General features: G+C 54.8%; 12 protein-coding genes and 1 pseudogene. 11 read left to right on the top strand and 2 right to left on the bottom strand.

Annotated elements, in window-relative coordinates; genetic code table 11:
- Positions 1–53 precede the first annotated feature (53 nt).
- From AT687_RS09410 to AT687_RS12460, 8 genes and pseudogenes are all read left to right on the top strand, one after another.
- The gene (locus AT687_RS09410) at positions 54–1,388 is read left to right on the top strand and encodes a TrkH family potassium uptake protein (RefSeq protein WP_010935442.1); all 1,335 of its coding nucleotides are present in this window, start codon (positions 54–56) and stop codon (positions 1,386–1,388) included.
- Positions 1,381–2,037 (top strand): potassium channel family protein, encoded by a 657-nt coding sequence (locus tag AT687_RS09405; protein ID WP_003852820.1) that lies wholly within the window; start codon positions 1,381–1,383, stop codon positions 2,035–2,037. Before AT687_RS09410 ends, AT687_RS09405 begins: the two co-directional genes overlap by 8 nt.
- Positions 2,038–2,047: 10 nt before the next feature.
- The gene (locus AT687_RS09400; protein ID WP_014317059.1) at positions 2,048–3,184 is read left to right on the top strand and encodes a pyridoxal phosphate-dependent aminotransferase; all 1,137 of its coding nucleotides are present in this window, start codon (positions 2,048–2,050) and stop codon (positions 3,182–3,184) included.
- On the top strand, positions 3,184–4,623 hold the full coding sequence (gene purB, locus AT687_RS09395) for an adenylosuccinate lyase (protein ID WP_014319311.1): 1,440 nt from the start codon (positions 3,184–3,186) through the stop codon (positions 4,621–4,623). Before AT687_RS09400 ends, purB begins: the two co-directional genes overlap by 1 nt.
- 85 nt (positions 4,624–4,708) lie before the next feature.
- Positions 4,709–5,602 (top strand): phosphoribosylaminoimidazolesuccinocarboxamide synthase, encoded by an 894-nt coding sequence (locus AT687_RS09390; RefSeq protein WP_021335180.1) that lies wholly within the window; start codon positions 4,709–4,711, stop codon positions 5,600–5,602.
- A 290-nt stretch (positions 5,603–5,892) separates the two neighbouring features.
- Positions 5,893–8,022 (top strand): S9 family peptidase, encoded by a 2,130-nt coding sequence (locus AT687_RS09380; protein ID WP_014319309.1) that lies wholly within the window; start codon positions 5,893–5,895, stop codon positions 8,020–8,022.
- Between the two features lies 1 nt (position 8,023).
- The gene (locus tag AT687_RS09375) at positions 8,024–8,494 is read left to right on the top strand and encodes a glutathione peroxidase (RefSeq protein WP_003852809.1); all 471 of its coding nucleotides are present in this window, start codon (positions 8,024–8,026) and stop codon (positions 8,492–8,494) included.
- A 565-nt stretch (positions 8,495–9,059) separates the two neighbouring features.
- Positions 9,060–9,371: pseudogene (locus tag AT687_RS12460) on the top strand (PTS ascorbate transporter subunit IIC); the annotation flags it as partial.
- Between the two features lie 837 nt (positions 9,372–10,208).
- Here AT687_RS12460 and nrdF read toward each other — a convergent pair.
- Both nrdF and nrdI read right to left on the bottom strand, forming a co-directional pair.
- Entirely contained in the window at positions 10,209–11,234 is a 1,026-nt protein-coding gene (gene nrdF / locus AT687_RS09365) for a class 1b ribonucleoside-diphosphate reductase subunit beta (protein ID WP_010935437.1), read from the bottom strand.
- Positions 11,231–11,656: a class Ib ribonucleoside-diphosphate reductase assembly flavoprotein NrdI gene (nrdI, locus tag AT687_RS09360; protein ID WP_014302310.1), complete on the bottom strand. Its 426-nt coding sequence runs from the start codon at positions 11,654–11,656 to the stop codon at positions 11,231–11,233. Before nrdI ends, nrdF begins: the two co-directional genes overlap by 4 nt.
- A 137-nt stretch (positions 11,657–11,793) precedes the next feature.
- Between nrdI and trhA the strand changes: the two genes are divergently transcribed.
- The 3 genes from trhA (at position 11,794) to purF (ending at position 14,931) form a co-directional block, all read left to right on the top strand.
- Positions 11,794–12,579: a PAQR family membrane homeostasis protein TrhA gene (trhA, locus tag AT687_RS09355; protein ID WP_021335177.1), complete on the top strand. Its 786-nt coding sequence runs from the start codon at positions 11,794–11,796 to the stop codon at positions 12,577–12,579.
- Between the two features lie 341 nt (positions 12,580–12,920).
- Positions 12,921–13,316 carry a sterol carrier family protein gene (locus AT687_RS09350; RefSeq protein WP_014302308.1) on the top strand — a complete coding sequence of 132 codons (396 nt, stop codon included), beginning with the start codon at positions 12,921–12,923 and terminating at the stop codon, positions 13,314–13,316.
- Positions 13,317–13,362: 46 nt separating this feature from the next.
- On the top strand, positions 13,363–14,931 hold the full coding sequence (purF, locus tag AT687_RS09345; protein WP_014319306.1) for an amidophosphoribosyltransferase: 1,569 nt from the start codon (positions 13,363–13,365) through the stop codon (positions 14,929–14,931).
- Positions 14,932–14,937: the final 6 nt, after the last annotated feature.

The following is a 14,937-nucleotide window of genomic DNA, read 5'->3' as shown; positions in this document are numbered from 1 at the left end:
TAACAATGCCCCTAGTGTTGTGAGTTGGGGCATATGCGGAGTATCGTCGCCTCGTGCGTAAGACTCCTGCTCGGCTCGTTGCCGGTTGTTTTGCAGCGTTGGTGCTGTTAGGCACTGTGCTGTTGTTGTTGCCTGTGTCTCGTGAAGGCCATGCCCAGGCTGACGTCGTTACGGCTCTTTTTACTGCGACGTCGGCTGTGTGCCTGACGGGGCTCACGGTGGTGGATACTGCTACCTACTGGTCCCACTTTGGTCAATTGGTTATTTTGGCGTTGATCCAAGTGGGTGGTTTGGGCATTATGACCTTAACGACGTTCGCCGGCTGGGTGCTGGTGGGGCGTATCGGGGTCAAGGGGCGCTTGAACGCGGCGGCGGAGGGGCGTGGTCGTGAACTAGGGGAGGTAACTGGCCTACTTATTGCCACTATTGGTTTTACTCTTGTGGTGGAATCTGCGGTGGCTGTGGCGTTGACCTTGCGTTTTCACGCTATGGGTTTTGATTGGTGGGCGAGTCTGTGGGAGGGGGTTTTCCACGCGGTTTCGGCCTTTAACAATGCCGGTTTTGGTTTGAGGTCTAATAATTTGATGCCGTATGTGGGCGATGGTTGGATTATTTTGCCTATCTCGGCAGCGGTGATCGTAGGTGGTTTGGGTTTTCCCATGCTGTTGGAGTTGCATCGGCGGGCAACGTTTCGCCGTCAAGGCCAAGCGATTCGCCGGATGTCGTTGACTTCGTTGTTTACTATTGCGGGCACGATTGTGTTGCTCGCTGCTGGCACCGTGGGCATTGCGGTGTTGGAGTGGCGTGGTGTGCTTGCCCCGTTTGATGGTCCAACGAAGATGCTGGCTGCATTTTTCCATTCGGTGACCTCGCGTACGGCGGGGTTTAATTCGATTGATATGTCGCAGTTGCATCCGACGAGCTTGCTGCTCACGGATTCGTTGATGTTTATTGGTGGCGGTTCTGGTGGTACCGCAGGTGGCATCAAGATCACTACTGTTGGCGTGTTGTTGGCAGTGATGGTTGCGGAGATCCGTGGTGATGATCAGATTCTGATTCGGGGACGACGCATTCCGAACCGAACTGTGCGCCAAGCGTTGGCGGTGACCATGTTGGCGGTGCTCACGGTGGGCGTCGCTGTTGGCTTGGTGCTGGTTTTGGCCCCTGAGTTTGGTGTTTTAGATCTTTCTTTTGAGGTGGTCAGCGCTTTTGCCACTGTGGGTTTGAGCACGGGTATTACGGGTTCGTTACCGAGTGCTGCGCAGTTGGTTTTGGTGGTGTTGATGTATGCCGGCAGGATCGGGCCAGTATCCTTGGTGGCGGCGCTGGCTGCGCGTTCAAGTAAGAGGCAGTATTCCTATCCTGTAGAAAGGCTGATCATTGGTTAGCTTCCGTTCTCGTTCCAATCCGGCTGTCGTGATTTTGGGGCTGGGTCGTTTTGGCATGGCTTTGGGTGAGGAGCTGGTGCACTCTGGCGTTGAGGTGATGGGTATTGATACCAATCCTGCGGTGGTGGATAAGGCTTCGGCGATTTTGACGTATGCGGCGGTGGCGGATACGACGAGCGAGGAGGCGCTGCGTCAGCTGGCGGTCAATGAGGCGTCACGTGTGGTGATTGGTATCGGCTCGGATATGGGTGCGTCCTTGTTGACGGCTTCGGCGGTGGTGGAGTTTAACATTCCGTCGATTTGGGCGAAGGCGTTGAATAATTCGCATGCGAAGATTTTGAAGCAGATTGGTGTGCATCACATTATTCGCCCTGAGCAGGATACGGGTCGTCGTATTGCGCATTTGATGAATGGTCGTGTTCAGGAGTATGCGGAGTTTGATCGGGATTATGCGATTGTGAAGATTGCGCCGCCGGTTTCTGCTTTGGGTAAGAAGGTCTGCGATTTCGATCGGGTTCAGATCATTGCGGTGCGTCCTGCTGGTGGCATGTTTAGACAGTCGAAGCCGGAGATGGTGTTGCGGTCGGGGGATTTGATTTTGGCTGCGGGTAACCCCGATGAGCTGGAGAGGTTTGGCACTTTGGACTAGCGTGTCTGCTATGTTTCCGAGTGATCGTAGCCACGTTGACCCGTTTCGAGTGATGCAGATTTTGGGGGAGGCGCAGTCGCGTGACGATGCTCTGCTGTTGTGCGTGGGGCAGCCGTCGACGGGCGCGCCGCGGGCGGTAATTGAGCGCGTCCATTCGCGTATCGACGCCTCTGCGCTCGGTTACACTGCCACCTTGGGGATCCCTGAGCTTCGTGAGGCGATTGCTCAGTGGCATGCTCAGACGTATGGCATTGATACGGCTGCTCGCAATGTGGTGGTGACCACTGGATCATCTGGCGGGTTTGTTGCCTTGTTCTTGGCGGCCCTAGACCATGGTGATCCGATTGCTATGACACGCCCTGGTTATCCGGCGTATCGCAATGCATTGACGGCTCTAGGCGCAAAGATTATCGATCTGCCCTGTGGCGCAGAAACTCGCTTCCAGCCCACGGTTGAGATGCTCGAGGCGTGCGTCGAAAAGCCGAAAGCGCTGATTGTGACCAGCCCTGATAATCCTTCGGGGACGATCATTGATGGTGCTGAGCTAGCGCGCATTACTGATTGGTGTGAGCGCAACTCCTGCCTGCTGATCTCCGACGAGATCTACCACGGCATCACCTATGGGCGTGAGTGCCACAGCGCACGGGAGTACTCCGATAAAGCAGTGGTGGTGGGCTCGCTGTCGAAGTACTTTTCTATGACCGGCTGGCGGCTAGGCTGGCTCATTGTTCCTGATGAGCTGGTAGAAGCCCTTGATAATTTGCAAGCTAATCTTGCCCTGTGCCCGCCGGCGGTGTCTCAAGAAGCAGCACTGGCTGCTTTCGGCCCTGAGGCGCGCGCCGAGTTGGAAAGCCATGTTCAGCGCTATGCCCGTAATCGTGCGTTGCTTCTTAAACGGCTTCCTGAGTTGGGGCTGGGCAAGTGTGCGCCGCCGGACGGTGGCTTCTACCTTTACATTGATGTATCGGAGCACACCGATGATTCGGAGGTCTGGGTGCGTGAACTGCTCAACGCCACTGGTGTAGCACTTGCTCCTGGTGTGGACTTCGACCCCGTTGACGGGCATCGTTTTGTTCGGCTGAGTTTCTGCGGAGAATATGAGGAAATTCTTCAAGCATGTGAGCGTTTGCGCACGTTCATGCCATAATGAGCTACGTGGCTGAGAAGAAGAAGATCGCAAACGTCCTGTCCAACCGCTACGCCTCTGCTGAGCTCACCGAACTGTGGAGCCCAGAGGCAAAAATCCTCCTAGAACGCCAGTTGTGGATCGCAGTAATGAAGGCCCAGAGAAATCTGGGTGTTGATATTCCAACAGAAGCAATTTCTGCTTATGAAGCAGTGATCGATCGCATCGACCTCGACAGCATCGCGCAGCGCGAGAAGGTCACCCGCCATGATGTGAAAGCTCGTATCGAGGAGTTCAATGCTCTCGCAGGCTACGAGCATATTCATAAGGGCATGACCTCCCGCGACCTCACCGAGAACGTGGAACAGCTGCAGATCTACCGTTCGCTTGAGATGATGCGTAACAAGTCGGTGTCTGTTGCCGCTGCTATCGCACAGCACGCAGCACAGTACCAGTCCTTGGTCATGGCTGGCCGCTCCCACAACGTGGCTGCTCAGGCTACCACTTTGGGTAAGCGTTTTGCTTCTGCTGCCGAGGAAATCTTGGTTGCTATTGACCGCGTTGAGGAACTTCTGAGCCGCTATCCACTGCGCGGTATTAAGGGCCCTATGGGCACCGCCCAAGACATGCTTGATCTCGTTGGTGGCGATGAGTCCAAGCTTGCCGCATTGGAAACTCAAATCGCAGATCACCTAGGTATTGCCCGCGTGTTCGATTCAGTGGGACAGGTTTACCCCCGCTCCTTGGACTTCGATGCGGTGTCTGCTCTGGTTCAGTTGGGTGCTGGTCCATCCTCGTTGGCTCACACCATCCGTTTGATGGCTGGCAATGAGACGGTGACTGAGGGCTTTAAGGAAGGCCAGGTCGGTTCCTCGGCTATGCCGCACAAGATGAATGCGCGTTCGTGTGAGCGTGTTGGCGGCCTGCAGGTGATCTTGCGTGGTTACCTCACCATGGTGGCGGATCTTTCTGGTCAGCAGTGGAATGAGGGCGACGTGTTCTGCTCGGTTATTCGTCGTGTGGCTCTTCCGGATGCGTTCTTCGCGCTGGATGGCATGTACGAGACATTCCTCACAGTGTTGGCTGAGTTCGGTGCTTTCCCAGCGATGATTGATCGTGAGCTTGAGCGCTACCTGCCATTCCTTGCTACCACTCGTATTCTGATGGCTGCTGTTCGCGTGGGTGTTGGCCGTGAAACCGCCCATGAGGTGATTAAGGAGAACGCTGTGGCGGTTGCCTTGAACATGCGTGAAAACGGTGGGGAGCAAGACCTCATTGATCGCCTTGCGGCGGATGAGCGGTTGCCGATGACTCGTGAGCAGTTGGATGAGGCGTTGGCTGATCGCCATGCCTTTATTGGTGCTGCAGAATCGCAGGTTGCTCGCGTTGTTGACCGCGTGAATGATCTAGTTCGTCGTTATCCAGCGGCTGCCCAGTACACCCCAGGTGACATTCTCTAACAACAGTTTTTAAGTACAAGTCATATCGCATCTGTGGGTGTTGCGATATGACTTGTACTTGTTTCAAGGTCTAGACTGCTTGATTATGCGTCCTGAACTCTCCCAGTACACTCATGTCTCCGCTGGCAAGGTGCGTGAGATTTACGAGATCGACGATGAACGCCTTCTGATGGTTGTTTCTGATCGTATCTCTGCTTATGACCATATTTTGGAACCAGAGATTCCAGACAAGGGTCGCGTGCTCACCGCTATGAGCATGTACTTCTTCCATAACATCGATTTCCCGAACCACCTCGCAGGGCCTATCGACGACCCCGCAATCCCAGAAGAGGTGCTCGGCCGTGCCATGGTGTGCAAGAAGCTCAAGATGTTGCCATTCGAGTGCGTTGCTCGTGGTTACCTCACTGGTTCCGGCTTGAAAGAATACCAGGAAACCGGCACCGTTTGTGGTGTGGAGCTTCCAGAGGGCTTGGTGGAGGCTTCTAAGCTCCCTGAGCCGATCTTCACCCCTGCTACGAAGGCAGAGCTTGGCGATCATGACGAGAACGTCTCTTTCGATGTTGTCGTGGAAAAGCTGGGCGAGGCGCGTGCGAACGAGCTTCGCGACGCCACCTTGCGTATCTACTCCGAGGCTGCAGCGTTGGCGGAAGAGCGCGGCATCATCTTGGCGGACACCAAGTTCGAGTTCGGTTTGGACGAGGATGGCAGGTTGGTGCTTGCCGACGAAGTCCTTACCCCTGACTCTTCTCGTTATTGGCCAGCTGATGGCTACGAAGAGGGCAAGGTACAGCCAAGCTTTGATAAGCAGTACGTTCGTAACTGGTTGACCGGACCAAAATCTGGTTGGTCTACTGACGACGTCACCCCGCCGCCATCACTGCCAGGTTCTGTTGTAGAAGCTACTCGTGAACGCTACGTGGAAGCATTCGAGCGCATTACCGGCAAAAAATTCTGTGAGTGGATCGGGTGCTGTGTTTAAAAGCGTTGGCCTCTCCTACGTGTTTTAGGTATTGAAAATACTCCCCCGATAGTTCATCGGGGGAGTATTTTCAATAATTTTACTTGTTGAACTTCTCAACCAAGGTGAGAAGCTTGGTGATCAAGTCGATGACCTTGGAGATGATGTTCAGATCAGAAACGGAAGACAGATTATCGAGGTGCACAATGGACCTTTCATTCGGAGTGTAACTTTCCTTGTAATGTAGGCGATCTCTCAGGTAATAGCAAGGTTTCGGGCTACGTTTTTCGCTATCGGCTACGATCGTCACCATGCGTGAATCTCACAATGTCCTACCTCCGGTAGCTCCAGTCCGTCCTATTACTCGTACCCACCACGGGATTGATTTCGTGGATAACTACGAGTGGTTGCGGGATAAAGAAAATCCGGAAACGATCCAGTATCTTGAGGCAGAGAATGCTTTTGTTGAGCAGCAGACTGCGCACCTTTCGCAGTTAAAGGACAACATTTATCACGAGATTAAGTCGCGGGTGAAGGAAACAGATATGTCTGTTCCGCAGCGCGCTGGTGATTTTTGGTACTACGGTCGATCCGAGGAAGGGAAGAGCTACGGCTATTCTTGCCGTATTCCTGTGAGCGAAGGCGCGGATGCGTGGGTGCCTCCGACGATTCCTGAAAGGGAGCCGGTTGTTGGGGAGCAGATTATTCTTGACGCCAATGAGCTGGCCGAGGGCCATGAGTTTTTTGCTTTAGGTGCTTCGACGGTGACCACATCGGGCCGTTATCTTGCGTATTCGGTTGATACGGAAGGCGATGAGCGCTTTACGCTGCGGGTCAAGGATTTGGCAACGGGTGAGCATCTTGCTGATGAGATTCCCGATGTGTTCTATGGCGCTACCTGGGCTGGTGAGGATTACCTGTTCTATCAGCGTGTTGATGCTGCGTGGCGTCCAGATTCGGTGTGGCGACATAAGATTGGTACCGATCCGGCAACGGATGTGCAGGTGTTCCATGAAGCCGATGAGCGCTTTAATACTGGCGTGGGTGCTACGCGCTCCGAGCGTTTTTTGATGATCGAGTCGGCGTCGAAGATTACGTCGGAAATTTGGGTACTTGATCTAGATAATCCGACCGGCGATTTCCGTTGTGTGCTGCCACGGCAAGCGGGGGTGGAATACGACATTGACCATGCTGTTGTTGCTGGTCGCGATACATGGATTGTGACTCACAATGCCACTGGTCCGAATTTTGAGGTGGGCTGGACTCCGGTCACCGATGAGGAGATTTCTCTCGATTCTCTTGAGGTTTTGGTGCCACACCGTAATGAGGTTCGTATCGAGGGAGTGGACACGTACCGCGATCACATTGTGTTGGCGTACCGCTCGGGTGCGATCGGTCGCGCAGCTGTGATGCAGCTTAATGCCGATGGTTTTGGCACGTTTGAAGAGATTACTTTCGACGAAGAGCTCTACACGGTTGGTGTGGGCGGCCACCCTGAGTGGGATACCCCTGTGGTGCGCATGGTGTATGTGTCGTTTACGCAGCCTAGCCAGGTGTTTGATTATTGGATTGCTGATGGGCGTCGTACTTTGCTCAAGCAGCAGGAGGTCGTCGGCGGCTATAATGCGGATGATTACACTGCGTCGCGGCTGTGGGTTGAGGCTCACGACGGTGTGCGTATTCCCGTGTCGTTGATCCATCGCTCTGATCTTGACCTCAGCAAGCCGAACCCTACTTTGTTGTACGGCTATGGCTCTTATGAGTCCTCGATCGACCCTGGTTTTTCTATTGCGCGGTTGTCTTTGATGGACCGTGGCATGGTGTTCGCTATCGCCCATGTGCGCGGCGGTGGTGAGATGGGTCGTGGCTGGTACGACACGGGCAAGACTGTGACGAAGAAGAACACGTTTACGGACTTCATTGCGGTCGCCGATCATCTGATTGAGCATGAGGTGACTACCTCTGAAATGTTGGTGGCGGAAGGCGGATCTGCCGGCGGCATGCTCATGGGTGCGGTGGCGAATATGGCAGGGGATCGTTTCAAAGCGATTGAGGCTGTGGTGCCTTTCGTGGATCCGTTGACATCAATGCTGATGCCGGAGTTGCCGTTGACGGTAACGGAATGGGACGAGTGGGGTGACCCGCTGCATGACGTCGATGTGTATAACTACATGGCCTCTTATGCGCCTTATGAAAATATTGAGGCCAAGGCGTATCCCAATATCTTGGCGGTGACCTCGCTTAATGACACTCGCGTGCTTTATGTTGAGCCGGCTAAGTGGATTGCCCAGTTGCGTGCGACGGCAACGGGTGGACAGTTCTTGCTGAAGACGGAGATGTCTGCTGGTCACGGCGGAGTTTCGGGCCGTTATGAGAAGTGGAAGCAAACCGCGTTTGAATACGCTTGGCTGTGCCATCAAGCAACCGGAAAGGAATCCTAGGATGAGTATTTTTGATACCGAGGTCACGCTGATCAACGGCGAGAAAGCCTCAATGGATCAGTGGGCTGGTCATTGCCTGTTGATTGTGAATACGGCATCAGAGTGCGGCTATACCCCGCAGCTGGAGACGCTGGAAGAGCTTTATGAGGATTATGCGATGCGTGGTTTCTTCGTGATCGGTGTTCCGTGTAACCAGTTCGGGGAGGAAGAACCTGGCAAGGATGCTCAGGTGGCGCGTCGATACGAAGAAAAGTTTGGGGTGCGCTTCCCGCTGTTGGCTAAGTCGGACGTCAATGGCCCCAACACTATTGAGCTGTATAAGAAGCTCAAGGGTGATGGTCCAGATATTGAGTGGAACTTTGAAAAGTTTATCGTAGCGCCCAGCGGTGAGGTGGTAGGCCGCTTTGCGCCCTCGCTTAATCCTGACGATATGAAGATCATTAACGTCTTAGAAGAGTATCTTCCTATCTAAATAAGCATCATAAAAATAAAGGGGCTCTTCCGGTTTTAGAGTGCATTGATTAGCTCGCCGAGGGTTCAGGCATGGCACTACGCGGAATAGGACGTTTTTCACAACCATGGCTTGGCTAGGGTTGGCTGGCGTTGGTGGCCCCGCAGGTTACCCCCGCTCACCCCCTAAAAGACGGCACTTCACACCAAATCTGCCCAAACGGCCGGTTTTCTTGCGATTTGGTGTGAAGTTCTGTGCAAAATCCTTCGAAATACCCCCGTTTGGTGGCTCTTCTGGTTTTAGAGTGCATTGGCCAAGGTGTTGCAGGAGCCAGTGGGGCACCCTGTTAGTGGTCTTTGGATTGTCGGGTGCACAGGCAAGGCCCGCGTGGAAGATCTTCTGCAAGCAGCACTTATTAGTGCACCGGTAGCGTGGAAGGCGCACATAAATGCGTGTTGGATAGCCGACAATGGGCAGATCGACCAAGCTTAGGTACCTTTGTTCCTGCAAAGCTAAGGACCCTAGTATCTTGTGCCATGCCCGAACCCCCGGCGAATTAATCAATGCGCTCTAAAACTGGAAGAGCCACTTTGGTGATGCCAACACGACCTTCGGCGATGCCGACTTCGGATGGTTCGGCATGCTCGTCGGTGGCGGCGCTCGCGTAGGTGGTCGGCTCGGCATTGTCCTAGTGATCCTTGTTGGTCTTGCAGTCTTCGCCTTGGGCTGGTTCTCGCAGGTCAAGCTGGTGCAGGGTAACTGGGATCCGACACCGTGGCGTGGCGGCTTTGCTACAGCGGGTGCTGCTGGTCCTGCTGCTGGGGTTCCGGCCCAGGGTTTGACCCGTACATACCCGAAGGTCTTGCCACCGAAGGGCGCTCCGGTTCCACCGAGCCACCATTCGGGGGTATTTCGAAGGATTTTTCTTGGTACTTCACACCAAATCGCTTCCAAACCGGCCGTTTGGGCAGATTTGGTGTGAAGTGCCGTCTTTTAGGGGGTGAGCGGGGGTGGCGCGCCCACCAGCGCCCCACCAACGCCAGCCAATCCTAGCCAAGCCATGGTTGTGAAAATGTCCTACTCCGCGTAGTGCCACGCCTGAACCCTCGGCGAGCTAATCAATGCACTCTAAAACTGGAAGAGCCAATAAAGGTGGGGTTGATAACAATTGTTATCAACCCCACCTTTATGTCCCTCAATCTCAAAGGAAAGATGCCTCAGAAAGGTTACGCCAGTGGATAGTGATTCAGCCTATGAAGATCTGCGCCCCTCAACGCCTATCCTCGATGGCCGGTGTCGAATCACTATGGGCTCCAAAATGGATTTATGGTGTTCGTACTCGGAGTCCCTCAACAACAAATACGATCCTTATAAAACCTGCTGGCGTGTATGGATTGTGGTTTTATCTATAAACCTCAACCCGAGAGTTAGCTGTCAATGAACCTCTCCTTCCTGAATGCTTCTTCTATATTCCCTCAACAACTTGCGCTGTTGATGTCTCCTAGTGTGCACTCAATCCGATGGTGATGCAAGGATACCTTTGACATCGTTAAAAACGCTTTTACCTGCATAAATGATGTTCTCTGGCAAAAGTCTGTGATGGCTGCTGAGTTGCTGGATTGCGGTGCTGACCTGCATCTTCGTTCGTCATATGACAGTGAATAGTGGGGTTGATGTGGCAGTGTTGGAGTTTGCTGGCAATATGCTTGAGGGTACTTATATGTGCTCTGACCTGCTAAAAGTCCCAGTCCTCTTCGGTGGTTTCTTCCGCGGTTCCGATGATGTAGGCGGAGCCTGATCCGGAAAAGAAGTCATGGGTTTCATTGGATTCTGGGGTTAAGGCTGCAATAATTTCGGGGCTTACGTGTGCTGCTTGTTCCTCGTAGGCAGGTTCGTAGCCTAGGTTCATGAGAGCCTTATCTGCGTTGTAGTACACAAAAGACATCACGCCGTCGAGGGTGAGGCCTTCTAGGGCATTGGCTTGGTCGGCTGGGGCGTAGAGGTCGGCGGTGTAGGCCTTTTCCATGTCGAGGAGTTCGTCGCAAAGCGAGTAGGTGAACTCTGCCATTTCGTTGGCTCGTTCGGGTTTGAGCTCAAGCCCGCGTTGGTATTTGTATCCAGAGTAGTATCCGTGGACTGCTTTGTCGCGCAGGATGAGGCGGATCATGTCGGCTGTGTTCATGAGTTTTCCGCGGGTCGATAGCCATAATGGCAGGTAGAAACCAGCGTAGAGGAGGAGGGAAGATAAAAGCGTGGAGGCTACTTTGCGCTTGAGGGGATCGCTTCCGTAGTAGTGCTCGATGACGCGGGTAGCGCGGCGCTGTAGGAGGGGGTTGGATATGGCCCAGGTGTAGGCATCGTCGATCTCAGTGCTGGAGCACATGGTACTAAACACTGAGGAGTAGCTGCGAGCGTGAACTGCCTGCATGAAGGCAATGTTGGCGTAGACGGCTTGTTCGTGCTCGGTGTGGGCGTCGGGAATTTGGCTGATTTCGCCGACGCTTGCTTGGAGGGTGTCAAGAAGTGTGAGTCCGGTAAAGGTGCGGGTGACGAGTTCGCGGTAGACGGGCGTCATGGTGCGCCAAGTGGGGAGGTCGTTTGAAAGTGGGACTTTTTCGGGGAGCCAGAAATTAGCGGTGAGACGTTGCCAGACTTCATTGTCTTTTGCGTCTTGGGTTCGATTCCAGTTGATGGGTCGCAGTGGGGTGGTGGGGTTGTGCGGCCATTGCGGTGGGGTAATGGAGTTATCAACGTAGCTCATTTGGTGGTCCTTTCTCGAAGAATATCGATGACTGCGTCGTGGACGTGGTGGGCGTCGGCGTTGGTGCCGAGTAGCTCAAAACGATGAAGTTCGGGCACGTTGCATTTATGTGCAATGGTGGTGCCTGCGAAGCAAAAAGCGGGTCCGAAGTTTCGATTTCCGCTGGTGATAACACCCGCCAGGAAGTGTCGGTTTTGTTCCACGTTAAGGAATTTGATCACTTGTTTGGGTACGGCTTTGGCTAGGTCACCTCCTCCGTAGGTGGGGGTGATAAGTACATAGGGTGCTGTGGCGATGATCGGGTCGTCGCGGGTTCGTAGTCCGATGCGTTGGTGGGTGAGCTTGGTCTTTTGGATGAAGCGGTGGGTGTTTTCCGACACTGAGGAGAAGTAGATCACCTGCGGGCTTGTCGACGCTTCCACTGCGGCCTCCTTGCGGTGTAGTTGCGGGGCGAGACGTGGCGGTAGTTCACCACATCACCAAAAGTTCAACGCATTGAACTTTTGGTGATGTTCGCAATGTACGCCACGGCGACTGTAAAAGAAAACCGCATATATTAATGCTTGGGCATGGCGCGGAAACCTACGCAGTGGTAGGTTTTGGGTTCAAATACATTCACCATCTCAACGCCACGAGAGGAATGCCCATGACCACAACGCCACCATCCCCCATGGTCGAATACCGCCGATGGATCTACGACCGCGGCCCCCGCCCCATCACCCGCGGCTGGTTCCACCTCGTGGCCTCGTGGTGCGCACTCGTCTCCGGCTCAGTGCTTTCCACCTTCGCCTTCATCTACCGCCCCTGGCCACAAGCACTCGGAGTTCTCACCTACGCCATCGGTGTAGTCGCCCTCTTCGGAGTCTCCGCAGCCTACCACCGCGGCCGCTGGAAAACCCCCGAAGCAGTCGCATGGTGGCGCCGCGCCGACCACGCCACCATCGCAGTATTTATCGCCTCGACCTACACCCCCTTATGCCTGATTGCCCTGCCACAATCACTCTGGGTTCTCTACCTCGCGTGGGCAGGAGCCGCAGGCGCACTCATCCTCAGCATGGTGTGGATCACTCACCCGCGCTGGCTAGCCGCAAGCATATACATTGCGCTGGGGTGGCTCATCACCCCACTGATCCCCGCACTATGGCGGGCTGAAGGGCCAGCTGTTGTGTGGCTGCTTTTTATAGGCGGAATCGTCTACTCCGCAGGCGCTATCGTGTACGCCATGCGCTGGCCAGGTAGAAACGCCACCATCATGGGCTACCATGAGATTTTCCACGCCGCCACAATCGTGGCAGCAATTATTCACCTCGTAGCCATATGGATGGTGGTCGTCCCCAATGCTTAATCGTCTAAGTCAATGTGTTGCGTAGTCTTTTGCGCAATCAATGGCATAGGGGAGTGCTGTGCTCGCAGCTCACGCAGCACCAGCCTCATCGACGCATTGGAAGAGCCCCTAAACGGGGGTATTTCGAAGGATTTTTCTCCGAACTTCACACCAAATCGCTTCCAAACCGGCCGTTTGAGCAGATTTGGTGTGAAATGCCGTCTTTTTCGGGGGTGAGCGGGGGTGGCGCGCTCGCCAACGCCCACCAGCCATCAACACATCGGTGGGAGCAGCAAGAAAACGAAGGGTAACGTGAGGGGAGCGTGTAGGCATGCAATCGAAAATACCGGAGGTACAAGCACATGGCACGACGAGCCCCAGATCCTGCAGAAACACGAGCTGCAGTACTCGCCATCGCCGATTGGATCGCCCATCCGGAAAGCGTCGAAAAGCCCTCACGCACGGCCATCGCCGCAGCTGTACGCCTGACCGTAAGAACCGTCGAAAAGCTCGCGCCGGGTAACTCCGTCGAACTCAGAGTGCCACCATTTGTTGCCGTGCAATGCATCGACGGCCCAAGGCACACCCGTGGCACACCACCCAACGTTGTAGAAACCACACCGCTGGCATGGTTGCGGCTTGCTACTGGGCTTGATCCCTACGCAGACAATCCGCATGTGTCGGCTTCGGGCACCCGTGCGGGGGAGGTTGCGCACTGGCTACCCGTGGTTACGCTTGATCAACATGGCCCTGTATAACGCGGGGGTAAGCGTGCAAAGCCTAAAGCATTAGTGCAACGTGGCAATGCACGTTACTATGGGCAACGTGGCACAAACTGACCAGCCCCAAAAAGACAATCTTCCGTTTGCTTCCACTACCGTACCCTCAACATTGACAGACCTTGACGATCGCGGCGAACAGTCTCCGCGCGAGGAATGTGGCGTTTTTGGCGTGTGGGCTCCAGGCGAAGAAGTATCCAAGCTCACCTATTTTGGACTTTTCGCCCTGCAGCACCGTGGACAAGAAGCTGCGGGAATCGCCGTAGGTGACGGCGATCAAGTCGTGGTATTTAAAGACTTGGGGCTTGTGTCCCAGGTGTTTGACGAATCTACCTTGGAATCCCTCAGCGGAGACGTGGCCATCGGCCACACCCGCTATTCCACCGCAGGTGGAGTGATGTGGGAAAACTCCCAACCAATGTTCCGTGTAACCCCAGAAGGAACCGATGTGGCGCTGTGCCATAACGGCAATCTGGTGAACTACCTCGAGCTCATGGCAGAAGCCGCCGAGCACGATTTGGTAAAACCTGATACTGAGCCCTCCGATTCCGATGTGATGACAGCCCTGCTGGCACACGGAGTATCGGAGGGTACATCTTTGCTTGATTCCGCCCGAGCACTCCTGCCGCGTATGCGTGGTGCGTTCTGCTTGACCTTTACCGATGGTCACACCATGTACGCTGCTCGTGACCCATGGGGCGTTCGCCCTCTCGTACTGGGTCGTCTTGAACGCGGCTGGGTTGTTGCCTCAGAAACGTGTGCACTCGACATCGTGGGTGCGTCGTTTGTTCGCGAGATCGAGCCAGGTGAGCTCGTTGCTATCGATGGCGCCGGCATCCGTAGCGAACGTTTTGCACAACCGCAACGCAAAACCTGTGTTTTTGAGTATGTGTACCTTGCTCGCCCAGACTCCACAATCCACGGCCGCAACGTCAACGCAACCCGTATGGAGATCGGACGAAGGCTAGCACAGGAATCGCCTATCGACGGCGACCTTGTCATCCCAGTCCCAGAATCCGGCAACCCCGCTGCGGTGGGTTACGCCCAAGAATCGAAGATTCCTTTCGGTCAAGGATTGGTGAAAAACGCCTACGTTGGCCGCACCTTTATTCAGCCGTCGCAAACCCTGCGCCAGCTGGGTATTCGCCTCAAGCTCAACCCGCTGCGTGAGGTAATTCAAGGAAAGCGCCTGATCGTTGTAGACGATTCCATTGTGCGTGGCAACACCCAGCGAGCCCTGATCCGCATGCTGCGTGAAGCCGGTGCCGCCGAGGTTCACGTGCGTATCGCCTCGCCACCTGTAAAGTGGCCATGCTTCTACGGCATCGACTTTGCAAGCCCCGGCGAACTGATCGCCAACGCTGTCACCGGCGATAACGAAGCCGAGGTTGTGCAGTCAGTCTGTACCGCCCTTGGCTCAGATTCTTTGGGATACGTCTCTACCGACGCCATGATCGAAGCCACTCAGCAGTCCCGCGCCGAACTATGTTGTGCATGTTTCGACGGCGAATACCCCATCGGTATGCCCGCCGGAAACAAGAACGCAGAGCTTGTTTCTGCGATGAAACGCAGCTCGTGCGCAAGCCTCGACTAACGGCGA

The organism is Corynebacterium diphtheriae, assembly GCF_001457455.1.
Classification (GTDB): domain Bacteria; phylum Actinomycetota; class Actinomycetes; order Mycobacteriales; family Mycobacteriaceae; genus Corynebacterium; species Corynebacterium diphtheriae.
This window is presented reverse-complemented; position numbering and strand designations above follow the sequence as displayed.

What these genes read in the sequence shown, in the direction of transcription:
- purB (WP_014319311.1), top strand. Translation starts at nt 3,184, where the DNA reads ATGAGCTACGTGGCTGAGAAGAAGAAGATCGCAAACGTCCTGTCCAAC.
- trhA (WP_021335177.1), top strand. Translation starts at nt 11,794, where the DNA reads ATGCTTGGGCATGGCGCGGAAACCTACGCAGTGGTAGGTTTTGGGTTC.
- AT687_RS09375 (WP_003852809.1), top strand. Translation starts at nt 8,024, where the DNA reads ATGAGTATTTTTGATACCGAGGTCACGCTGATCAACGGCGAGAAAGCC.
- AT687_RS09380 (WP_014319309.1), top strand. Translation starts at nt 5,893, where the DNA reads ATGCGTGAATCTCACAATGTCCTACCTCCGGTAGCTCCAGTCCGTCCT.
- purF (WP_014319306.1), top strand. Translation starts at nt 13,363, where the DNA reads ATGCACGTTACTATGGGCAACGTGGCACAAACTGACCAGCCCCAAAAA.
- AT687_RS09400 (WP_014317059.1), top strand. Translation starts at nt 2,048, where the DNA reads ATGTTTCCGAGTGATCGTAGCCACGTTGACCCGTTTCGAGTGATGCAG.
- AT687_RS09390 (WP_021335180.1), top strand. Translation starts at nt 4,709, where the DNA reads ATGCGTCCTGAACTCTCCCAGTACACTCATGTCTCCGCTGGCAAGGTG.
- AT687_RS09350 (WP_014302308.1), top strand. Translation starts at nt 12,921, where the DNA reads ATGGCACGACGAGCCCCAGATCCTGCAGAAACACGAGCTGCAGTACTC.
- nrdF (WP_010935437.1), bottom strand. Translation starts at nt 11,234, where the DNA reads ATGAGCTACGTTGATAACTCCATTACCCCACCGCAATGGCCGCACAAC.